Source organism: Curvibacter sp. Hmag1.1 (genome assembly GCF_059769165.1).
Genome location: NZ_JBMBGX010000002.1, coordinates 160,546 through 179,958, shown reverse-complemented (window position 1 = coordinate 179,958; position 19,413 = coordinate 160,546). Strand labels below are relative to the sequence as shown.

The following is a 19,413-nucleotide window of genomic DNA, read 5'->3' as shown; positions in this document are numbered from 1 at the left end:
GGCGCGTGCTGTGCGGCAACCGCTACAGTTTTTGTAGCAGATATTGTGAAGGATTGAGCCATCGCTACTGAATTTCGTGACCGCCGCCAGCGCGAAGAACGTAAACACCGTTTGAACCGTGAAATCATGGCCCCTGAGGTTCGCCTCTCCGGCCCTGAAAACGAGCCTCTGGGTGTCGTCAGCCTGATGGAAGCCCTCCGCATGGCGGGTGACCTCGACGTTGACTTGGTTGAAATTGCTGCCACTGCCAACCCGCCCGTGTGCCGGTTGATGGACTACGGCAAGTTCAAGTATCAAGAGCAAAAGAAGGCAGCGGAAGCGAAAGCCAAGCAGACGGTCATTGAGATCAAGGAAATCAAGTTCCGTCCGGGTACCGATGACGGCGACTACAACATCAAGATGCGCAACATCAAGCGCTTCTTGGCGGATGGCGACAAGTGCAAGATCACTTTGCGTTTCCGTGGTCGTGAAATCACCCACCAGGAAATTGGTTTGGCCATGCTCCAGCGCATGCGCGACGAGTTGGGTGACACCATCATCGTTGAGCAGTTCCCCAAGCTGGAAGGCCGCCAGATGATCATGATGATCGCGCCGGGCCGTAAAAAGCCGGGTGGTGGCTCTCCAAAGCCTGCAGCGGAAGCTGCAGCGTAAGTATTCCGGGCAGGTCTGGTCACCTGCCAGGGGTTAGCAAGTCGCTGAAAAGCGACGTGCAAAAAGCAAACCCGGCAACGGGTTTTGCACAAGTGGCTCGGGGCCAACAAGGCTGGAAGTCGTTTTCCAGACGCCTCACGAGCACAAATGAAAAGGAGCATGAACATGCCCAAAATGAAGACCAAGAGCGCGGCGAAGAAACGCTTCCGCGTACGTCCAGGTGGTACCGTCAAGCGCGGTCAAGCCTTCAAACGTCACATCTTGACCAAGAAGACCACTAAAAATAAACGCCACCTGCGCGGTTCCGCAGCTGTACATGAGACCAACATGGGTCACATGGCACAGATGCTGCCCGGTCGTGGTATTTAATTAACGACGTACAAGGAGTAATCACATGCCTCGCGTCAAACGTGGTGTAACGGCTCGCGCCCGCCATAAAAAAGTTCTGGCCCTTGCTAAGGGTTTCCGCGGTCGCCGCGGTAATGTCTTCCGTATCGCCAAAGAAGCGGTAATGAAGGCTGGGCAATATGCCTACCGTGACCGTCGTACCAAGAAACGTGTGTTCCGTCAGTTGTGGATTGCCCGTATCAACGCGGCAGCCCGTCAATGCGGTCTGACGTACAGCCAGTTTGCCAATGGTCTGAAGAAAGCCAACATCGAGATCGACCGTAAGGTTCTGTCCGATATCGCTATCCACGACATGGCTGCTTTTGCTGGCATTGTGGAACAAGTAAAAGCCAAACTGGCTGCTTGAGTCCGCAGCAGAGTGCTATTGATTCAGTAGCACTCCGCGCACCAGAAACAAGGGCTAGCGCTTGAAAAAGCACTAGCCCTTTTTCATTGATCTGAATCGTCAAGTACCTATTTATGACCGAGTTGAACGACATCGTTGACACCGCCAAAGCTGCATTTTTGCAAGCTGCCACGCCCGCTGATCTGGAGAATGCCAAGGCCCTTTTCTTGGGCAAATCCGGCAAGATCACCGAGCTCATGAAGGGCATGGCCGCCCTCAGCGTGGAAGAGAAAAAATCCCGCGGTGCCGCCATCAACTTGGCCAAGCAGGCCATCGAGGCTGCGCTCACCGAGCGTCGCCAGGCTTTGGCCGATGCCGAACTGCAAACCCAGCTCCAAGCGGAAGCGCTGGACGTCACTTTGCCCGGCCGTCAGCGCGGACAGGGTGGTTTGCACCCGGTTTCCTTGACGCTGGAGCGCATTGAAGCCATCTTCGGCTCCATGGGCTTTGAAGTGGCTCAAGGGCCGGAAATCGAATCCGATTGGTTCAACTTCACCGCCCTCAATACGCCCGAAGACCATCCTGCCCGTTCCATGCATGACACCTTCTATGTGGAAGGTGGCTCCGAGGCCGCGCCCAACCTGCTGCGCACCCATACCAGCCCCATGCAAATCCGTTACGCAGTGCAGCATGTCAAGGCCCACCGCGCCGCTGCGGGTGCTTCTTCGGAAGGCCTCTATGCCGGTGACATGCCGGAGATCCGCGTCATTGCCCCGGGGCGCACGTACCGCGTCGATAGCGATGCCACCCATTCACCCATGTTCCACCAGTGCGAAGGCCTGTGGGTGGGTGAAAACGTGAGCTTCAAAGACCTGAAGTTCGTTTTTACCGATTTCTGCCGAACCTTTTTCGAGTCGGACGACTTGGTGCTACGTTTCCGCCCCAGTTTTTTCCCGTTCACCGAGCCCAGCGCCGAAATCGACATCCAGTTCCAAACCGGCCCGCTTGCAGGCCGATGGCTTGAAGTCGCCGGCTCCGGCCAAGTGCACCCCAATGTGATCCGCAATATGGGCTTGGACCCTGAAAAGTTCATCGGCTTTGCCTTTGGCATGGGGCCGGATCGTTTGACCATGTTGCGTTATGGCGTGAACGACCTGCGCCTGTTCTTCGACGGTGATGTCCGCTTCCTGTCGCAATTCCAGTAAACCACAAGAACAACAACCTCGCCGGTCCCGAACATGCAATTCTCAGAATCCTGGTTGCGCACTTTCTGCAACCCCGCCATCTCTACCGACCAACTCGCCGAAACCTTGACCATGGCTGGTCTGGAGGTCGAAGATCTCAAGCCTGTCGCTCCTCCCTTTACCCACATCGTAGTGGGTGAGATCAAGGAGGCCGAGCAACACCCCAATGCGGATCGCTTGCGCGTCTGCAAGGTCGATGTGGGCCAATCCGAGCTGCTCAACATCGTCTGTGGCGCCCCCAATGCACGCGTGGGTATCCGAATTCCATGCGCCTTGGTGGGTGCGGAGTTACCTCCGGGCGAGGATGGCAAACCCTTCCTGATCAAAGTCGGCAAGCTCCGTGGCGTGGAAAGCCAGGGCATGTTGTGCTCCGCACGCGAGCTCAAGTTGTCTGAAGACCATGGCGGCCTGATGGAGCTGCCCCTGGACGCGCCTCTGGGCAAAAACATCCGTGAGTATCTGGATCTGGACGACACCCTGTTCACCCTCAAACTGACGCCCAACCTGGCACATTGCTTAAGCGTGTATGGAGTAGCGCGTGAAGTGTCCGCCCTGACCGGCGCGCCTTTGTTGGCCCCCGAGTTCCCATCAGCCGCGGTCGCAATCCAGGACAAAGTGGCTGTCAAAATCAGCGCTCCAGGTTTGTGTGGCCGTTTCTCCGGGCGCATCATCCGCAACGTCAATACCAAAGCCAAAACGCCTCAGTGGATGGTGGACCGACTGGCTCGTTGTGGCCAGCGCAGCGTCAGCCCCTTGGTAGACATTTCGAACTATGTGATGTTCGAGCTGGGTCGCCCCAGCCACATATTCGATCTCGAGAAAATCCATGGCGGACTCGATGTGCGCTGGGGCAAGCAGGGCGAGCAACTCAAGCTTCTCAACGGCAATACCGTGACTTTGGACGAAAAAGTGGGTGTCATTGCCGATGCGCAGCAAGTCGAATCCTTGGCCGGCATCATGGGCGGTGATGCCACCGCCGTGTCTGACGATACCCGCCACATCTATGTGGAAGCCGCCTTCTGGTGGCCCAAGTCCATCGCAGGCCGTTCGCGCCGATTCAACTTTTCGACGGATGCCGGTCACCGTTTCGAGCGTGGCGTGGATCCGCAGCAAACGGTGGAACACATTGAGCGCATCACGCAACTGATCATCGATATCTGCGGCACCTCTGAAACCCAGTGCGGCCCTGTAGATGATTTGGTAGCCAATGTTCCTGCGGCTGCACCTGTTTCTCTGCGTGTTGCGCGTGCAGTCAAGGTCATCGGTATGCCGCTGACCCAAGCTCAGTGTGCGGATGCACTGCGTCGCTTGAGTTTGCCGGTGCAGGAGTCTGAGGGTGTGATCACGGTAACCCCTCCGTCCTTCCGCTTCGATCTGCAGATCGAAGAAGACCTGATTGAAGAAGTCGCTCGCATGGTGGGCTACAACAATTTGCCGCACACACCGCCGCAAGCGCCCATCACGGCCAAGATTCGCCAAGAAGATCAGCGCAGTGCATTTGCAGTGCGCCGTTCACTTGCCGCGCTGGGCTACCAGGAAACCATCAACTTCAGTTTCGTGGAAGAGCGCTGGGAGCACGAGCTTGCCGGTAATCCGAACCCCATCAAACTGTTGAATCCGATTGCCAGCCAGATGAGCGTCATGCGTTCCTCCCTGATCGGATCCTTGCTGCAAGTGCTGCGCTTCAATCTGGCCCGCAAGGCACCACGGGTGCGGGTATTTGAGTTGGGTCGTGTGTTCCTGCGCAATGCCTCAATCAAGAGTACCGACTCCACGGTTGAAGGCTTTGACCAGCCTATGCGCGTATCCGGCTTGGCCAGTGGCGGTGCTGATGCATTGCAATGGGGCCGCAAAGAGCAGGGCGTAGACTTCTTTGACGTGAAGGGGGATGTCGAGGCCTTGCTCGCGCCCCTGAAGCCTGAGTTTGTACCCGGCCAGCATCCCGCATTGCACCCAGGCCGCACAGCAGAAATCAAACTCAACGGTCGCTCCGTCGGGTTCGTAGGCGAGTTGCACCCCAAGTGGCGCCAGTCCTATGAGCTGACCACCGCGCCCATCGTGTTTGAATTGGAACTGGATGCCGTCCTTGCACGCCAAGTGCCCGTCTTCCAGAGTGTCGCCAAGTTCCAAGCCGTACAGCGCGACGTGGCCGTTGTGGTGGGTGACCAGGTCACCCATGCCGACCTGGTGGCAGCAGTGCGCGCCGCACCAACGCAAGGGCTGCTGCGTGACGTCCAGCTATTCGACGTATACCGGCCTAAGGTAACTAAAGACGTTGAAGCCGCTGCCGGTAATGCCGACCGCAGCTTGGCATTGCGTCTGACCCTGAACAGTGACGAAGCTACGCTGACGGAAGAACAAATTGAATCTGCCATGAAAGCCGTGGTGGACCAGTTGGTGACGTCGGTGGGCGCCCGTCAGCGTGCGTAATGCTTGAACCGCAGAAGGGCGCAGTCATGGAATTTTCTGTTGAAAGTCTGGAAACCCCGGCATTGACCAAGGCGCAACTGTCCGATTTGCTGTTTGAGCAAATCGGACTGAACAAGCGCGAGTCAAAAGACATGATTGACGCGTTCTTTGACCTCATCGCGAGTAGCCTGGTCGATGGCACGGACGTGAAGATTTCCGGGTTCGGCAACTTTCAGATCCGCACCAAAGCCCCCCGTCCCGGTCGCAATCCGCGCACGGGTGAGGCCATTCCCATCCAAGCGCGCAGAGTGGTGACCTTTCATGCTAGCCACAAGCTCAAAGAGCAAATTCAAGACGAAGGCAAGACCGAGTCGTGAACTAAAGCACAGCTGCTGATTTATTTGTAGCCGCTGTGTAAAGGAATCTTTGCGTACAGACAAAACTTAGAGTAACCTCTACGCTTTGTCTCGTACAGCATTGATTTCAATGGAGAAAACGCTTCCTCCCATCCCCGCCAAACGCTATTTCACCATCGGTGAGGTGGGCGATTTGTGTGGCGTCAAGCCGCATGTGCTACGTTATTGGGAGCAGGAATTCACGCAGCTGCGGCCGATGAAGCGCCGTGGCAACCGCCGCTACTACCAGCACCATGAAGTTCTGATGATCCGGAAAATCCGTGATCTTCTCTATGACCAAGGCTTCACCATCAGCGGTGCCCGCAACAAGATGCAGGAGTTGCTTCAGGCCGAGCGTGACAAGAAGCGCAATGGCGAAGTTCAGCTGGACGGTATGGAGGTGCTTGAGCTGGATGAGGTCGAGATCGATGACTTTGAAGACCTCACGGAATCCGCACCTGATGAGATTGCAGGCATTGAGATGCAGGCCATCAAAAGGGAATTGATGGATATTCGTGAACTTCTTCTGGCTCCAGCCTAAAGACACCTGAATATCTGGTTATAATTTGAGGCTCGATCGGTGTGTGGCGCAGCCTGGTAGCGCACTTGCATGGGGTGCAAGGGGTCGAAGGTTCGAATCCTTTCACACCGACCAAAAAATGATAAAGCCGTTAAGCAGAAATGCTTAACGGCTTTTCTCATTGGGCTGCAGTTTCGCGCCTTATTTCCGTTTCAATGGTCAGTGGCGCCCTCATAAAAGCAGCGGGCACAAGCCTGTTGGTATCGGTTGTTTCCACCTATGACTACTTGCTCGCCTTCACTTACGCGATTGCCTTCGTCGTCAACCCGTACATTCATCGTGGCCTTGCGACCACAAGCACAGATGGTCTTGATCTCTTCAATGTCATCGGCCAGCGTCAGCAAATGGGCTGCCCCGGCGAAGGGCTTGCCCTGAAAGTCGGAGCGCAGGCCAAAGCAAATCGCAGGGATGTTGGCCATGTGCGCTATGCGGTGCAGCTGGCGCACCTGTTCCGGTTGCAGGAACTGGGCTTCATCGATGAGAACGCAAGCCAAGCCGGCTTGCGCGCTTAGCAGGGCTTCGAAGTCCGTGTGTTCATCAAACGTGTCAGCTTGACGCTGAATGCCGAGTCGGGATGCGATGCTGCCTACGCCACTGCGGTCGTCAATGCGGGCGGTATAGAGCCGCACCCGCTGACCCTGTTCTTCGTAGTTGTAGGCGATTTGAAGCAGGGAGGTGGACTTGCCGGCATTCATGGCCGAGTAGCGGAAAAAGAGTTTGGCCATGGAGGAGGCAATCAACAGAAATCGAAAAAGAGGCTTATTGTGGATCAGCAGCAAAGAGCTGATGGGCGTTCTTGGCCACCTGGAGCGTGTCGTAGTACGCATAGGCACCGACCCCCACCGCACCGGCCAGGGGTATCCAGCGAGAGGCGCCTTTTTTCAGCGCAGAGCCCAGCAGCTTGCCGCTGATTTGCAGTGCAAGAGCTTCCAAGGCTTTCATGGTGCTCGAACGCACCACCACCCGCTCACCGGCGCGCACCGCGAAATCGCGGAACAGCTGTGCTGATACATGTTTGAACAAGCAGTACAACATTTGCTCCTTGCCCAGGCTGCTGCGCCGGCCATGCAGCGCGGCAATGTCCGCCACCATCTGCGCCTGAATCTTCCAGACCCCCACCATTTCCGGCAGTACGGTGAGCCAACCCATCCAGCCCGGCGGCAGGGACAGCGTAGCCGCAATCATGCTGGCTTGCCTGGCTGCTTTGCGGGCAATAGCGTGGGCGCGAGCGGCGGTGTCTGCCCGGGCAGTTTCGCCACTCTCTGGCACTTGCACTACCAAGTCCAGCAAGGCACTTGCTAACTGAACCCGCAGGTTCTTAACCGGCGTGGACATGTTGAGATCCGAGGTGCAGCACTTCGCGCGAACGCAGTCCGCTGCCGGTCAGCCGTTTGAGCAGCAAGCGATAGGTATCCAGATCAAACGCCAGGGGCTGACGGGCAGAGATGGCGTCTCGTAGCGCATCGTCGTCATGCACCGTAGCCACATGGCACCACTGATCAAAGACGTGGATGTCGGTTCTACCGGTGAGCGGGTTGTGCTCCCGGATGCCCATGCGACCGGTGTGGGGCCAGGCTTGCAGGCGATGCTCAGCCAATGCCATTTGCAAGCGAACACGGTGCAAGGCCGGCACTTCGCGGCCCGCGCACACGCCCTTGCAGCGTCCGATCTGGCTGGCAAAGCATGCGCCTTTGCCGGATTCCAGCCCGAGTGCGTTGGGGCAGAGCTGGTGCGTCTCGCACAAAGTCCGCAGGGCGTCCATGGCTTGGCGCTTGGAGCGATAGGCGCCGTAAAGTTGTCCCATGTCAGCCGCGTTCACCTGGTCCAGTCGGACCAATTGCAGCAAGGGCCGTGCGGCCGGGTCATCGTGAAGCTTCCAGGAAGTGAGTTGCTTTTCACGCCGCAGCAGCCGGTTATGAATGGGTTGTAGCTCTTTAATCAGCCGGGATTCCAGTAGCAAGGCGCCAAGCTCGCCTGCCGTTTCGCGCCATTCGATACGGCGGATTTCCTGCAGGATGCGCATCTCGCGCGCCACTTTGGTGGAGGCCTGAAAGTGCGACATCACACGGGTGCGCAAGGTCACGCTTTTGCCCACATAGAGCGGAATGCTGCCTTCCCCGTAAAACAGGTACACACCCGGCGTATCCGGAATATCCGACACAGGAGTTTCAAGTTGCGGGGGCAGGGCGGCGCTGCCCTGCAGTAGTCCCAAGGCTTCAGTTTGCAGGGCTTCGGCACCCAGTTCGCGCGCGGCCACATCCAGCCAGGCCAGAACCACTTCCACGTCGCCCATGGCCCTGTGGCGTGCTTGAGTTTGCAGACCATGCCGCTGCAGGATGGCGTCCAGCCCATGGCCTTTGTGCTGGGGGTACAGCCGGCGCGAGAGGCGAACGGTGCACAGCGTCTTGGCTTTGAGTGTTACATCCAATCGCGCCAGTTCGTTGGCGACGAAGCCGTGGTCAAACCGCACGTTGTGGGCTACGAATACGGCGCCTTCCAGCAACTCCAGCAGTTGCTTGGAAACCTGGGCAAAGGTGGGCGCATCTTCCACCATGGCGTCGGTAATGCCGGTCAGGCTCTGGATAAAGGGTGGAATGCGCACGCCCGGGTTCACCAGGGTAGACCAGCGTGCGGTTTCGACTCCGTTGTCAATGCGTACCGCAGCGATCTCGGTAATCCGGTCTTGGGTTGCGTTGCCACCCGTGGTCTCCAGGTCCAGCACCACATAGCTGGGCAGCATGGCGGTGCTCACGCGATGTCGATGGTGTGAATGCCGTAGTGCCCGGAGCGGCGGTCGGCGAAATAGTGTTCCAAAGTTTCCTTGACGGTGCGAAACGCAATCTCGTCCCAGGGGATTTCTTCCTCGCTGAAGAGGCGCGCCTCGATGGTCTCGGTACCGGGGTTGAACTGGTCACTCGTGAGCCGGGCGCGATAGAACATGTGGACTTGGCCTACGCGTGCCACATTTAGCAGGCTGAAAAGGCCCTCCAGCTCAAACTGGGCGCCTGCTTCTTCGTCAGTCTCCCTCGCTGCACCTTCCGCTGTAGTCTCGTTGAGCTCCATGAAGCCTGCGGGCAAGGTCCATTTGCCGAAGCGCGGCTCGATGTTGCGCTTGCACAGCAAAATCTTGTCTCCCCAATGCGGCACGGTACCCACCACATTCAACGGGTTTTCGTAGTGAATGGTGTGGCAGGCAGGGCAGACAGCACGGGGCTTGGTGTCCCCGTCGTCCGGCACGCGGTACTCGACGGCAGAGCCGCATTCTTTGCAATGTTTGATGGGGGAGCGTTGCATGGGTCAGACTATACGCACGGTGAGGGATTCCAGTCCGTCCACAGTGGCATGCAATACATCACCACGCACCACGGCGCTGACGCCTTCGGGGGTGCCGGTATAAATCAGGTCGCCGGGTTGCAGCGCCCAAGCTGCAGACAGTTGCTCAATGGTTTCGGCAATGTTCCAGATGAGCTTTGCCACCGTGCTGCGCTGGCGGTCTGTGCCGTTGATTTGCAACGCAATGGTGGCGGACTCTACATCCGGCACCAGAGCCCCAGGGGTGATGGGGCCTATGGGGGCAGAGTGTTCAAAGCCTTTGCCGATGCACCATGGGCGGCCTTGCTTCTTCATGTCGTTTTGCAGGTCCCGGCGCGTCATGTCTAGGCCCACGGCGTAACCGTAAATGTGGCGGTGTGCGTCGGCGGCCAGAATGTTGCTCCCTCCGGTGCCTATGGCTACCACCAGTTCCACCTCGTGGTGCAGGTTGGCGGTGAGAGTGGGGTAGGGCATATCCACCGTCTGGCCCGCTTCTGCGGCCAGCACGGCATCAGCAGGCTTCATGAAGAAAAACGGGGGCTCACGACCTGTGTGGCCCATTTCTTTGGCATGGTCTTCGTAGTTCCGGCCTACACAGTAGATGCGGTGCACCGGAAACCGGGCAGGCTGGCCGGCAACTGCCACGCTGGCGACGGCTGGCGGGTTGAACACAAAGCTCATGGGAATCTCCAGCGTTAAACGGATTTCACCACCAGATCAAAGTGCTCCACCACGGGTGGTTGGGCAAAGAAAGGGCCGACGATGGCACGCCATTGGGGGAAGAGTTCGCCTTCCCGGAAGTCGACCGTGTGGTTTTCCAGGGTGTCCCAGAAAATCTGCAGGATGTAGCGTTCGGGGCTCTCAATGCCTTTGTTGACCTTGAATCCCTGGCAACCCTTGGCTTTGGAGATCACGTCACGCAAGCCGCGGGCAATGGCTTCATCAAAGGCGGCATTCTGGCCGGGATGGATGCGGATGTCGGCAAGCTCAAGAATCATGGTGTCTCCAAATCGGGGTGAATGGTGGAATGGTAACGGCATCGGTTTATCCTCGGTGGCATGAAGTTGTTCAGCTACTTTCGATCGTCGGCCGCTTTCAGGGTGCGCATTGCCTTGGCCCTCAAGGGCCTTCCCTATGACTACGCTGCAGTGCACTTGGTGCGCGGCGAGCAATTGCAGCCCGCGTACCGAGAGCTGCATCCCGATGGCTTGGTGCCCACATTGGAGGATGCTGGCGAGGTGCTGACGCAGTCCATGGCCATCATGGAGTATCTGGATGAAGTCCACCCTGAGCGCCCGCTGCTGCCAGCTGATGCATTGGGCCGCGCGAAGGTGCGGGCTTTGGCCCAGTCGATTGCCTGTGAAATCCACCCTTTGAACAACTTGCGGGTACTGAAATACCTTAAAGGCCCCATGCAGTTGGATGATGCTTCCAAAGACCAGTGGTACCACCACTGGACCCGCAGCGGACTGGAGGCGTTCGAGCAACAGGTGTCAACCTTGGACACGTGGCAGCAGAAACGCGGCTTGCCTGCGCCACATACCTTTTGTTTTGGAGAGTCACCCACATTGGCCGACTGTTGCCTGGTGCCGCTGATCTTTAATGCCAAACGATTTGCGGTGTCCTTGGACGGATTGCCCCGCACCATGGCTGCGTTTGATGCGTGCATGGCATTGGAGGCCTTCCAAAGCGCAAGTCCCGACGCCTGCCCGGATGGAACGTCTTAATATGGCTGCAACGCACGAGGGTTGGATCATCCCAGCCTGGCCGGCCCCGCCCCGGGTTCGGGCCTTGTGTACCACTCGCCAAGGGGGAGTTTCCAGTGCCCCGTATGACAGCCTGAATCTGGGCCTGCATGTGGCTGACGATGGGGCCGCAGTAGAGGTCAACCGGCAACGCTTGGCCCAGGCCGTAGGCGGTAGACCTGTGTTTTTGGATCAGGTGCACGGCAACACCTGCTTGCACGTGGAGGCCAGTACGCCAGACGGGACTGAAGCCGATGCCTGCTACGCCACACAGGCAGGTACGGTCTGCACCATCATGGTGGCGGACTGCCTGCCTGTGCTTTTCGCGGCAGCGGATGGCAGCCGGGTGGCGGCCGCACACGCGGGCTGGCGTGGTTTGGCGGGTGTTGGCGGGCAGGGCGTGCTGGAGGAGACTTTAAAGTGTTTTGGCGCTCCACCGCCCGTGGATAGTGCGCGAGCAGCTCCTGAAATCATAGCGTGGCTAGGCCCCTGCATAGGGCCGCAAGCGTTTGAGGTGGGCCACGAAGTGCGCGCCGCATTCGTTGAGGCTTTGCCGGCTGCTGCAGCCTGCTTTGCCCCCTTGTCTGCCGGCAAATGGCTGGCGGATTTGCCGGCGCTCGCGCGTCAGCGCTTGCACCTTGCGGGCGTCAACAGCATCTGGGGAAATGACGGCAGCGCGGCGTGGTGCACCGTCAGCAACCCCTTACGGTTTTTCAGCCACCGGCGGGACCGCGTCAGCGGGCGGCTGGCCGCCTGCATCTGGCTGGAGTGACGTCGTCGCCTGTGCCGCCGCTTGATGCGCGTCAATTGCGGCTTGGCGCTCGGCCATTTCTTGAGCCCTCAAAGCCCGTTTGCGGCCCGGGGTGCCCATGAAATACATCATCAGAGCTACCGGCAGCACGCCGTACAGCAAAAAAGTGAAGATGGCGCCCAGCACCGAACCTGTGGTGTTGGTGGCCTCGGCCACACTCATCATCAGGGCAACGTAGATCCAGGCGATGGGAATGATGTACATCAGGGTTTCGGAGAGGTAGTCCTGTCAGGATATCGCAGCTTAAGCCTGCCATACTTGGCAGTTAGACTAGACCCACTAAATTTCAAGGTGATGGCGTGACGCAACCCTCTTCTGACTTTATGGCCCAGGCGGCCGAGCAGTTTCAACAGGCTTTCACCCAAAGCTTTTCCAAGGCGCTGGAATCCTTCAAGGGTCTCGATGCCGGTGCCGCAGGCGCTGGGTTCCCGGCGATGCCCGAGGCACTCCCTGAAATCCGCTTCGCGCCGGAGCGCCTGGAGGCGCTGCAGAAGTCTTACACCGAAGAGGCTCTGAAACTGTTCACCCAAGGCATGACGCAGTCGCCCGCTTTGCCGGACCGCCGGTTTGCTGCCCCGGCCTGGCATGACAACCCTGTGGCCGCTTACGCCGCAGCCGCCTATCTGTTGAATGCCCGCACCATGATGGGTTTGGCCGAAGCAGTGGAAACCGATGCCAAAACCAAAAACCGCATCCGCTTTGCGGTCGAGCAATGGATGGCGGCTGCTTCCCCCAGCAACTTTTTGGCCCTGAACGCCGAAGCTCAAAAAAAGGCCATTGAAACCAAAGGTGAGAGCATCGCCTTGGGTGTGAAGAATCTGGTGCATGACTTGCAGCAAGGCCATGTGTCCATGACGGACGAGAGCCTGTTCGAAGTTGGAAAGAACGTGGCCACCACCGAAGGCGCCGTAGTGTTTGAGAACGAGTTGTTCCAACTCATCGAATACAAACCGTTGACCGCCAAGGTCTACGAAAAGCCCTTTCTGCTGGTGCCACCATGCATCAACAAGTTCTACATTCTGGATTTGCAGCCGGACAATTCTCTGATTCGCTACGCGGTAGAGCAGGGCCACCGCACTTTCGTGGTGAGTTGGCGCAACCCGGACCAGTCGCTAGCCCACAAAACCTGGGACGATTACATCGATGGCGCCGTGATCAAGGCCATCGGCGTCACCCAAGAGATCAGCGGATCGCCCACCATCAACGCGCTGGGCTTTTGCGTGGGCGGCACCATGCTGGGCACAGCGCTGGGTGTTTTGGCCGCCCGTGGCGAAAAGCCGGTGGACAGTGCCACCTTCCTCACCACTTTCCTCGACTTTTCGGACACCGGCATCCTGGACGTGTTTATCGACGAGGGCATGGTCAAGTACCGCGAGGCCGAGTTGGGCAAGGGCGGTTTGATGAAGGGCCAGGATTTGGCCAGTACCTTCAGTTTCTTGCGCCCGAACGACCTGGTCTGGAACTACGTAGTGGGCAACTACCTCAAGGGTGAAACTCCGCCGCCGTTTGACCTCTTGTATTGGAACAGCGACAGCACCAATTTGCCCGGCCCGTATTACGCCTGGTACTTGCGCAACACCTACCTGGAAAACAACCTCAAGAAGCCCGGCAAGCTCACCGTGTGTGGCGAGAAGCTGGACTTGAGCGCGCTGGACATTCCGGTCTACATCTACGGCTCGCGGGAAGACCACATCGTGCCCATTGGCGGTGCCTATGCCTCTACGCAGCTGCTACCCGGCAAGAAGCGCTTTGTGCAGGGCGCATCGGGTCACATTGCGGGGGTTATCAACCCGCCATCGAAAAACAAACGCAGCCACTGGATCCGTGCTGATGGCAAGTTGCCCAAGACGCATGCACAGTGGTTGGAGGGTGCTGTCGAACATCCCGGCAGCTGGTGGACCGACTGGTCCCAGTGGCTCAAGGGCCACGCTGGCAAGCAAATTGCTGCACCCAAGAGCTATGGCAAGGGCAAGTACAAAGTCATAGAGGCGGCTCCAGGGCGCTATGTACAGGCGAAAGCCTGAGTTTTTGATTCATTAAGAAGGAGACACCTGATGGAAGATATCGTGATCGTTGCTGCGGCCCGTACTGCAGTTGGAAAATTCGGTGGCTCTTTGGCCAAAACCCCCGCAACCGAGCTGGGAAGCATTGTGATTAAAAGCCTGCTCGAGCGCAGCGGGCTGCCTGTAGACGCTGTGGGCGAAGTCATCCTGGGTCAGGTGCTGGCCGCTGGCGCAGGCCAGAACCCTGCACGCCAGGCCGTGATGAAAGCCGGCTTGGCCAAGGAAACTCCCGCATTGACTATCAATGCCGTCTGCGGCTCCGGCCTTAAGGCCGTGATGCTGGCCGCACAGGCAGTGGCCTGGGGCGACAGCGATATCGTGATTGCCGGCGGCCAGGAAAACATGAGCGCATCTCCCCACGTGCTGCTGGGTAGCCGTGACGGCCAGCGCATGGGCGACTGGAAGATGGCCGATACCATGATCACCGACGGCCTGTGGGATGTGTACAACCAGTACCACATGGGTATTACCGCCGAGAACGTGGCCAAGGCGCAGGGCATTACCCGTGAGCAGCAGGATGCGCTAGCTCTGGGCAGCCAGCAAAAAGCAGCTGCTGCGCAAGAGGCCGGCAAATTCAAAGCCGAAATCGTGCCGGTGGTCATCCCCCAGCGCAAGGGTGACCCCGTGGTGTTTGACGCTGACGAGTTCATCAACAAGAAGACCAACGCCGAAGCCCTGGCCGGCCTGCGCCCCGCCTTTGACAAGGCGGGCAGCGTGACCGCCGGTAACGCCTCCGGCATCAACGATGGCGCTGCTGGTGTGGTGGTCATGACCGCCAAGAAGGCTGCAGCCCTGGGCTTGACGCCATTGGCACGCATTGCCAGCTTCGGCACCACCGGCCTGGACCCCGCCCTCATGGGCCTAGGCCCGGTGTCTGCCACCCAGCGCGCGCTGGCACGCGCAGGCTGGAAGGCATCCGACGTTGATTTGTTTGAGCTGAACGAAGCGTTCGCCGCCCAGGCCTGCGCGGTGAACAAGCTGCTGGACATCGATCCCGCCAAGGTCAACGTCAACGGTGGCGCCATCGCCATCGGCCACCCCATCGGCGCGTCTGGCGCCCGTATCCTGGTAACCCTGCTGCACGAAATGCAGCGCAGCGGCGCCAAGAAGGGGGTTGCGTCCCTGTGTATTGGCGGCGGCATGGGCGTGGCCCTGGCGGTCGAGCGTTGATTTGAGGTGTTTTGGGCTGCTAGCGCCCAAGGAATGTGCGCTGGCAGCTACTGAATTGATAGCAATGTGATTTAAAAAGAGGAAACAAAATGAGTCAAAAAGTAGCGTACGTCACCGGCGGCATGGGTGGCATCGGAACCGCCATCTGCCAACGCCTGCACAAGGAAGGCTTCAAAGTCATCGCCGGTTGCGGCCCTACGCGCGACCATGCCAAGTGGCTGGCCGAGCAAAAGGAACTGGGCTATACCTTCTACGCCTCTGTGGGCAACGTGGGTGATTGGGATTCCACCGTCGAAGCCTTCAGCAAGACCAAGGCTGAGCACGGCAGCATCGACGTGCTGGTGAACAACGCCGGTATCACCCGTGACCGTATGTTCCTGAAGATGAGCCGCGAAGACTGGCAAGCGGTGATGAGCACCAACCTGGACTCCATGTTCAACGTCACCAAGCAAGTGGTGCCTGACATGGTGGAAAAAGGCTGGGGCCGTATCATCAATATTTCCAGCGTGAACGGTGAAAAAGGCCAGGCCGGCCAGACCAACTACTCGGCTGCCAAGGCCGGTATGCATGGCTTCTCCATGGCTTTGGCCCAGGAACTGGCCACCAAGGGTGTGACCGTCAACACCGTGAGCCCCGGCTACATCGGCACCGACATGGTCAAGGCCATCCGTGAGGATGTGCTGGCCAAGATCGTGGCGACGGTGCCCGTCAAACGCCTTGGCGAGCCTTCGGAAATTGCATCCATCATTGCCTGGCTGGCGTCGGAAGAGGGCGGATACGCCACTGGCGCTGACTTCTCGGTGAATGGCGGCTTGCACATGGGTTAAAACCCGGCTGCATGCCCCGCAAAAAGCCCGCTTTGAGCGGGCTTTTTTTATGTCGCTGCGTGTGGCGGATTTGCAGAAATGTCTCCTATCCGGCTGAGGAGCCCTAAACGCTGGGGTATGCTCATTTGGGAATGAAGGGACTTGCGCTGAAGTTTGACGTGTTGATGTCGAATTCCGAGAAAAGAACGCTGCGCAAGCGAACAACGAGCTTATGAAATCTGAAGAGTCTGTGTGGATTGATGTCGCGCTTTTGCGCGTGGGGCATTACATCGAGTTGGATGTAGGTTGGATGGCGCATCCATTTCCCACCGGCAGTTTCAAGATCAGTTCCCAGAAACAGATTGATGTAATTCGCGGGCTGGGCAAGCCCCAGGTCCGCTATGTGCCCGCCAAGAGTGATGTGCTGCCTGAGGTTGCAGATCAGGGTGCAACGTCCGGAGCACTCAGTGAGGCCGCCACCGCAGAGTTGGCACGCCAGGAGGCCGCTGCCCGTGAGCGGGAGCAGCGTCAACTGCGTGCCGCCATGCTGGCGGCGCAAGAGCGAAGTCTGGTCGTGTGTGAGCGGCGATTTGCAGAATCAGTGCGGCTTTACCGCAAGACCCTGGACATTGTGCAGTCCAACCCCAAGGAAGCAGCAGCCCCCTGTATGGAAATGGTGACGACCTACGTCAATGACATGCTGGACAAGGGCGAGGCTTCCATCCGCCTGCTTTCCGAGACTGCAGGAGACAAGTCATCCATGCATTCGGTCAATGTGACCATCATCGCTCTGCTGCTGGGCAAGGCCATGGGCCTCTCGCGTGGCGAGCTGATGGATTTGGGCATGGCGGCCTATCTGCACGACATAGGCAAAGTCAAGTTACCGGACCGCGTGCGCTGGCTGGAAGACAACTTTTCCAGCGCCGAATACCGTCTGTACCAGGAGCATGTGGCCCAGGGCATCTCGATAGGCCGTGCCATGGAGTTGAACCCGCCGGCGCTGCTGGCCATGCTGCATCACCACGAAATGGTGGATGGCAGCGGGTTCCCGTCTCGCTTGCGCGGCGACGCCATGGGAACTTCCGGCCGCATTCTTGCGCTGGTGAACCGCTATGACAACCTGTGCAACCCCAGCCGCCCGGGCGCTGCCTTGACGCCGCATGAAGCCTTGTCACTGATTTTCGCGCAGTTCAAATCCCGCTTCGATTCAGCGGCTTTGAGCGCATTCATCCGGATGATGGGTGTGTATCCCCCGGGCTCGGTGGTGCAATTGATTGACGACCGGTACGGCATCGTGGTGTCCGTGAATTCGTCCCGCCCGCTCAAGCCACGTGTGGTGTTGCATGAGCCCGGAGTGCCCAAGCACGAGGCCCTGATCCTAGATCTGGAAAAAGCCCCGCAGCTGGGTATACGTCGTAGCTTGAAGCCCGGTAATCTGCCACCGGCAGCGCTGGACTATCTGGCTCCCCGGCAGCGCATTGCCTACTTTTTCGAGCAAGCGGTAGAGCCCGAAAAACCGGCTGCACCGGTGTGATGCGGGCGCCGTTCAGGCGCTCAAGCCTTTCCAAAGCATGTAGGCCGCCAAGAGGTACAACACGCAGGCAAACACCCGCTTGAGTTTGGCAACCGGCAGCCTGTGCGCTGTACGTGCCCCCAGCGGTGCTGTCCATACGCTGCACGCAGCGATTACTGCCAAGCCCGGCAGCCAGACATAGCCCAATGACCAGGCGGGCAAGCCAGGTAGTGTCAGGCCAGCGAGTACATAGCCGCTGGTGTTGGCTAGCGCAATCGGGAATCCCAGTGCCGCACTGGTCGCCACCGCATTGATGATGAGGATGTTGTGCGCCACCATGAAGGGCACGCTCACAAAGCCACCGCCAGCTCCCACCAGTCCGGACAAGAAGCCAATGACGCTGCCCGCCGCCCACTGGCCTGCAGTGCCGGGCATCTGGCGGTTCGGTTTGGGTTTCTTGTCCAGAAACATTTGCGTGGCCGAGTAGCCGATGAACAAGGCGAACAGCAATGCCAGCGTGGTCCCTTTGAGCAGGGCGAACACGCCAAGGCTCGCCAGTGCACCACCCAACACAATGCCGGGGGCCAGGCGTTTCACCACGTCCCACCGCACGGCTCCCCGCTGATGGTGGGCGCGTACGCTCGAAATGCTGGTGAACATGATGGTCGCCATGGACGTGGCAATCGCCATCTTTACGGCAATGTCCGCCGGCACCCCGCGGGAGGTCAATATCCAGGTGAGAAAAGGGCCGATCAACATGCCGCCGCCAATGCCCAACAGGCCGGCGACAAAACCGGTGGCTAACCCCAGTGTTGCCAGTTCGAGAATCAGGAGGGGTTCAAACGGCATGGAGGGGGCGCCTGAAGGTTGGAATGAGGTGCCTGCGAAGATCCACCGGACCGGCATCCTGAACCGGGGTTCAGGTGGGCGAGGTCAGCGTCAACTTTGGGTTCATCTGACGCGAGATGATCACGCTAGTCGAGCAATATTCCAAGCCCTGGCTCAATGAGCATTGGTTCAAGGAAATATAAAGCCCGGCGGGTTCGCAGACGTCTCTATTGTAGGTCGCAACCCTCAACTTGCGCCGGGGGAAGGGCTTATTTCGTTGCCCTACAACAGGCGCCCGTCGTCGCCCAGTGCTGCGTCCAGTCGCTCCAGCAAGGAGTTCAGCAATAGGGCACCATCGCCTTCGATAGGTGCTGTGGTGGCGGCAGGGGCCGACACGGGTGCCGTTTCGTTGGTGGGAGCTTTGTCGGCCAGGTCGAAAGCGAGATTGAGCGCTGCCAGTACGGCAATGCGGTCACGGGCACGCACCTTGCCGGCATCGCGGATTTTGCACATGGCAGTGTCTACACGCTCCACGGCTTCCAGCAAGCGTGCATCACCACCGTCGGGGCAACCCAGCAGGTAGCTTTGCCCCATGATTTGAACTTCCAGCTGTTTCATGTCGGGTCTTTGTGGGTCGCCAAGTTGTCAGGGATGCGTTCCAGCAGCGCATCCACACGGGCACGTGCTGCACCCAGACGGGACTTCAGCGCATCACGCTCATGGGTGAGTGTTTCCACCTGGCTGGTGAGCAGGGCGTTGGTGCGCTGCAATTCTTCATAGCGAAGCAGCAGGCGTTCCACACGCTCAGCGATTTGGTCGATGGGAGTCTGATTCGACATAAGGCATTTATTGTAGGCGTGGCGCAAGCATTAGCTGCGTAAAATGCGCCCTGTTGGTGCTCGCGGTGTGGTTCGCATGCCGCAGTTCAACGGGAAGCAGGAGGGGTCTGCCGTACGCGGCGGTCCCTAACCTGCGCTGCCCCCGCAACGGTAAGTGGACGTGTCACTTCGACACCGCTTTCATCACAGTCACTGAGCGTTTTGAACACGCGCTTGGGAAGACGATGAAGGTTGTTTCCACCAGCCCGGATACCGGCCAACAAGGTGGAGCTGCGCCAGGCGCAACTCCTTAACGCTCATGCCCTGGCGGGGAA

The 19,413-nt window shown here is 58.8% G+C and carries 23 protein-coding genes, 1 tRNA gene and 1 riboswitch; of the genes, 14 read left to right on the top strand and 10 right to left on the bottom strand.

Features of this window, described 5'->3' with window-relative positions; translation table 11 throughout:
• Positions 1 to 60: 60 nt before the first annotated feature.
• From infC to ACOAP0_RS01200, 8 genes are all read left to right on the top strand, one after another.
• A complete protein-coding gene (gene infC / locus ACOAP0_RS01235; RefSeq protein ID WP_087494120.1) occupies positions 61 to 651 on the top strand; it encodes a translation initiation factor IF-3 in 591 nt (196 codons plus the stop codon).
• Between the two features lie 165 nt (positions 652 to 816).
• Positions 817 to 1,020, top strand: coding sequence for a 50S ribosomal protein L35 (gene rpmI, locus ACOAP0_RS01230; protein WP_087497166.1), 204 nt, complete (start codon positions 817 to 819; stop codon positions 1,018 to 1,020).
• Between the two features lie 25 nt (positions 1,021 to 1,045).
• Positions 1,046 to 1,405 carry a 50S ribosomal protein L20 gene (rplT, locus tag ACOAP0_RS01225; RefSeq protein WP_087494119.1) on the top strand — a complete coding sequence of 120 codons (360 nt, stop codon included), beginning with the start codon at positions 1,046 to 1,048 and terminating at the stop codon, positions 1,403 to 1,405.
• A gap of 113 nt (positions 1,406 to 1,518) precedes the next feature.
• Positions 1,519 to 2,589, top strand: a complete 1,071-nt coding sequence (gene pheS, locus ACOAP0_RS01220; protein ID WP_498375936.1) for a phenylalanine--tRNA ligase subunit alpha — start codon at positions 1,519 to 1,521, stop codon at positions 2,587 to 2,589.
• Positions 2,590 to 2,622: 33 nt separating this feature from the next.
• Positions 2,623 to 5,058 (top strand): phenylalanine--tRNA ligase subunit beta, encoded by a 2,436-nt coding sequence (gene pheT / locus ACOAP0_RS01215; RefSeq protein ID WP_498375937.1) that lies wholly within the window; start codon positions 2,623 to 2,625, stop codon positions 5,056 to 5,058.
• Between the two features lie 26 nt (positions 5,059 to 5,084).
• Positions 5,085 to 5,414: an integration host factor subunit alpha gene (locus tag ACOAP0_RS01210; protein WP_087497165.1), complete on the top strand. Its 330-nt coding sequence runs from the start codon at positions 5,085 to 5,087 to the stop codon at positions 5,412 to 5,414.
• A 109-nt stretch (positions 5,415 to 5,523) separates the two neighbouring features.
• A complete protein-coding gene (locus ACOAP0_RS01205) occupies positions 5,524 to 5,973 on the top strand; it encodes a MerR family transcriptional regulator (RefSeq protein WP_481873217.1) in 450 nt (149 codons plus the stop codon).
• A 37-nt stretch (positions 5,974 to 6,010) separates the two neighbouring features.
• Positions 6,011 to 6,087: transfer RNA gene (locus ACOAP0_RS01200), tRNA-Pro, on the top strand.
• A 77-nt stretch (positions 6,088 to 6,164) separates the two neighbouring features.
• On the opposite strand, the gene ACOAP0_RS01195 is transcribed toward ACOAP0_RS01200, so the two are convergent.
• The 6 genes from ACOAP0_RS01195 to ACOAP0_RS01170 are packed head-to-tail and all read right to left on the bottom strand — an operon-like array spanning position 6,165 to position 10,322.
• The gene (locus ACOAP0_RS01195) at positions 6,165 to 6,737 is read right to left on the bottom strand and encodes a thymidine kinase (RefSeq protein ID WP_498375938.1); all 573 of its coding nucleotides are present in this window, start codon (positions 6,735 to 6,737) and stop codon (positions 6,165 to 6,167) included.
• Between the two features lie 34 nt (positions 6,738 to 6,771).
• On the bottom strand, positions 6,772 to 7,347 hold the full coding sequence (locus ACOAP0_RS01190; protein ID WP_498375939.1) for a hypothetical protein: 576 nt from the start codon (positions 7,345 to 7,347) through the stop codon (positions 6,772 to 6,774).
• A complete protein-coding gene (locus ACOAP0_RS01185; protein WP_498375940.1) occupies positions 7,331 to 8,764 on the bottom strand; it encodes an exonuclease domain-containing protein in 1,434 nt (477 codons plus the stop codon). The genes ACOAP0_RS01190 and ACOAP0_RS01185 overlap by 17 nt, the downstream gene beginning before the upstream one ends.
• Positions 8,761 to 9,306, bottom strand: coding sequence for an NUDIX hydrolase (locus ACOAP0_RS01180; RefSeq protein ID WP_498375941.1), 546 nt, complete (start codon positions 9,304 to 9,306; stop codon positions 8,761 to 8,763). The genes ACOAP0_RS01185 and ACOAP0_RS01180 overlap by 4 nt, the downstream gene beginning before the upstream one ends.
• 3 nt (positions 9,307 to 9,309) lie before the next feature.
• On the bottom strand, positions 9,310 to 10,005 hold the full coding sequence (locus ACOAP0_RS01175; protein ID WP_498375942.1) for a fumarylacetoacetate hydrolase family protein: 696 nt from the start codon (positions 10,003 to 10,005) through the stop codon (positions 9,310 to 9,312).
• Positions 10,006 to 10,019: 14 nt separating this feature from the next.
• A complete protein-coding gene (locus ACOAP0_RS01170; RefSeq protein WP_498375943.1) occupies positions 10,020 to 10,322 on the bottom strand; it encodes an antibiotic biosynthesis monooxygenase family protein in 303 nt (100 codons plus the stop codon).
• 60 nt (positions 10,323 to 10,382) lie between these two features.
• Here ACOAP0_RS01170 and maiA point away from each other — a divergent pair, with 60 nt between their 5' ends.
• Positions 10,383 to 11,051: a maleylacetoacetate isomerase gene (maiA, locus tag ACOAP0_RS01165; RefSeq protein WP_498375944.1), complete on the top strand. Its 669-nt coding sequence runs from the start codon at positions 10,383 to 10,385 to the stop codon at positions 11,049 to 11,051.
• 1 nt (position 11,052) lies between these two features.
• Complete coding sequence (gene pgeF / locus ACOAP0_RS01160; protein WP_498375945.1) at positions 11,053 to 11,841, top strand: peptidoglycan editing factor PgeF; 789 nt, start codon at positions 11,053 to 11,055, stop codon at positions 11,839 to 11,841.
• On the opposite strand, the gene ACOAP0_RS01155 is transcribed toward pgeF, so the two are convergent.
• Entirely contained in the window at positions 11,773 to 12,084 is a 312-nt protein-coding gene (locus tag ACOAP0_RS01155) for a hypothetical protein (RefSeq protein ID WP_498375946.1), read from the bottom strand. The genes pgeF and ACOAP0_RS01155 overlap by 69 nt on opposite strands.
• Positions 12,085 to 12,203: 119 nt before the next feature.
• On the opposite strand from ACOAP0_RS01155, the gene ACOAP0_RS01150 reads away from it, so the two are divergent.
• The 4 genes from ACOAP0_RS01150 to ACOAP0_RS01135 all read left to right on the top strand — a co-directional run bounded on the left by ACOAP0_RS01150 (position 12,204) and on the right by ACOAP0_RS01135 (position 17,453).
• Positions 12,204 to 13,904 (top strand): PHA/PHB synthase family protein, encoded by a 1,701-nt coding sequence (locus ACOAP0_RS01150; protein ID WP_498376111.1) that lies wholly within the window; start codon positions 12,204 to 12,206, stop codon positions 13,902 to 13,904.
• Positions 13,905 to 13,934: 30 nt separating this feature from the next.
• On the top strand, positions 13,935 to 15,113 hold the full coding sequence (locus tag ACOAP0_RS01145) for an acetyl-CoA C-acetyltransferase (protein ID WP_498375947.1): 1,179 nt from the start codon (positions 13,935 to 13,937) through the stop codon (positions 15,111 to 15,113).
• A gap of 89 nt (positions 15,114 to 15,202) precedes the next feature.
• Complete coding sequence (phbB, locus tag ACOAP0_RS01140) at positions 15,203 to 15,940, top strand: acetoacetyl-CoA reductase (RefSeq protein WP_087494043.1); 738 nt, start codon at positions 15,203 to 15,205, stop codon at positions 15,938 to 15,940.
• Between the two features lie 211 nt (positions 15,941 to 16,151).
• Positions 16,152 to 17,453 carry an HD-GYP domain-containing protein gene (locus ACOAP0_RS01135; RefSeq protein WP_498375948.1) on the top strand — a complete coding sequence of 434 codons (1,302 nt, stop codon included), beginning with the start codon at positions 16,152 to 16,154 and terminating at the stop codon, positions 17,451 to 17,453.
• A gap of 12 nt (positions 17,454 to 17,465) precedes the next feature.
• Here ACOAP0_RS01135 and ACOAP0_RS01130 read toward each other — a convergent pair whose 3' ends face one another.
• The 3 genes from ACOAP0_RS01130 to ACOAP0_RS01120 all read right to left on the bottom strand — a co-directional run bounded on the left by ACOAP0_RS01130 (position 17,466) and on the right by ACOAP0_RS01120 (position 19,099).
• Positions 17,466 to 18,281 carry a sulfite exporter TauE/SafE family protein gene (locus tag ACOAP0_RS01130; protein ID WP_498375949.1) on the bottom strand — a complete coding sequence of 272 codons (816 nt, stop codon included), beginning with the start codon at positions 18,279 to 18,281 and terminating at the stop codon, positions 17,466 to 17,468.
• Positions 18,282 to 18,542: 261 nt separating this feature from the next.
• Positions 18,543 to 18,878: a cell division protein ZapA gene (locus ACOAP0_RS01125; protein WP_498375950.1), complete on the bottom strand. Its 336-nt coding sequence runs from the start codon at positions 18,876 to 18,878 to the stop codon at positions 18,543 to 18,545.
• Positions 18,875 to 19,099, bottom strand: coding sequence for a DUF904 domain-containing protein (locus ACOAP0_RS01120; RefSeq protein WP_087494039.1), 225 nt, complete (start codon positions 19,097 to 19,099; stop codon positions 18,875 to 18,877). Before ACOAP0_RS01120 ends, ACOAP0_RS01125 begins: the two co-directional genes overlap by 4 nt.
• A 37-nt stretch (positions 19,100 to 19,136) precedes the next feature.
• Positions 19,137 to 19,374, top strand: a riboswitch (cobalamin riboswitch).
• Positions 19,375 to 19,413 lie beyond the last annotated feature (39 nt).

Excerpts from the sequence above, each read along its gene's own strand:
- ACOAP0_RS01135 (WP_498375948.1), top strand. The coding sequence starts at position 16,152 with ATGAAATCTGAAGAGTCTGTGTGGATTGATGTCGCGCTTTTGCGCGTG.
- phbB (WP_087494043.1), top strand. The coding sequence starts at position 15,203 with ATGAGTCAAAAAGTAGCGTACGTCACCGGCGGCATGGGTGGCATCGGA.
- rpmI (WP_087497166.1), top strand. The coding sequence starts at position 817 with ATGCCCAAAATGAAGACCAAGAGCGCGGCGAAGAAACGCTTCCGCGTA.
- ACOAP0_RS01155 (WP_498375946.1), bottom strand. The coding sequence starts at position 12,084 with ATGTACATCATTCCCATCGCCTGGATCTACGTTGCCCTGATGATGAGT.
- maiA (WP_498375944.1), top strand. The coding sequence starts at position 10,383 with ATGAAGTTGTTCAGCTACTTTCGATCGTCGGCCGCTTTCAGGGTGCGC.
- pheS (WP_498375936.1), top strand. The coding sequence starts at position 1,519 with ATGACCGAGTTGAACGACATCGTTGACACCGCCAAAGCTGCATTTTTG.
- ACOAP0_RS01125 (WP_498375950.1), bottom strand. The coding sequence starts at position 18,878 with ATGAAACAGCTGGAAGTTCAAATCATGGGGCAAAGCTACCTGCTGGGT.
- ACOAP0_RS01120 (WP_087494039.1), bottom strand. The coding sequence starts at position 19,099 with ATGTCGAATCAGACTCCCATCGACCAAATCGCTGAGCGTGTGGAACGC.
- ACOAP0_RS01170 (WP_498375943.1), bottom strand. The coding sequence starts at position 10,322 with ATGATTCTTGAGCTTGCCGACATCCGCATCCATCCCGGCCAGAATGCC.
- ACOAP0_RS01175 (WP_498375942.1), bottom strand. The coding sequence starts at position 10,005 with ATGAGCTTTGTGTTCAACCCGCCAGCCGTCGCCAGCGTGGCAGTTGCC.
- ACOAP0_RS01180 (WP_498375941.1), bottom strand. The coding sequence starts at position 9,306 with ATGCAACGCTCCCCCATCAAACATTGCAAAGAATGCGGCTCTGCCGTC.
- ACOAP0_RS01145 (WP_498375947.1), top strand. The coding sequence starts at position 13,935 with ATGGAAGATATCGTGATCGTTGCTGCGGCCCGTACTGCAGTTGGAAAA.
- ACOAP0_RS01205 (WP_481873217.1), top strand. The coding sequence starts at position 5,524 with ATGGAGAAAACGCTTCCTCCCATCCCCGCCAAACGCTATTTCACCATC.
- ACOAP0_RS01150 (WP_498376111.1), top strand. The coding sequence starts at position 12,204 with ATGGCCCAGGCGGCCGAGCAGTTTCAACAGGCTTTCACCCAAAGCTTT.
- ACOAP0_RS01130 (WP_498375949.1), bottom strand. The coding sequence starts at position 18,281 with ATGCCGTTTGAACCCCTCCTGATTCTCGAACTGGCAACACTGGGGTTA.
- ACOAP0_RS01195 (WP_498375938.1), bottom strand. The coding sequence starts at position 6,737 with ATGGCCAAACTCTTTTTCCGCTACTCGGCCATGAATGCCGGCAAGTCC.
- pheT (WP_498375937.1), top strand. The coding sequence starts at position 2,623 with ATGCAATTCTCAGAATCCTGGTTGCGCACTTTCTGCAACCCCGCCATC.
- pgeF (WP_498375945.1), top strand. The coding sequence starts at position 11,053 with ATGGCTGCAACGCACGAGGGTTGGATCATCCCAGCCTGGCCGGCCCCG.
- ACOAP0_RS01210 (WP_087497165.1), top strand. The coding sequence starts at position 5,085 with ATGGAATTTTCTGTTGAAAGTCTGGAAACCCCGGCATTGACCAAGGCG.
- rplT (WP_087494119.1), top strand. The coding sequence starts at position 1,046 with ATGCCTCGCGTCAAACGTGGTGTAACGGCTCGCGCCCGCCATAAAAAA.
- ACOAP0_RS01190 (WP_498375939.1), bottom strand. The coding sequence starts at position 7,347 with ATGTCCACGCCGGTTAAGAACCTGCGGGTTCAGTTAGCAAGTGCCTTG.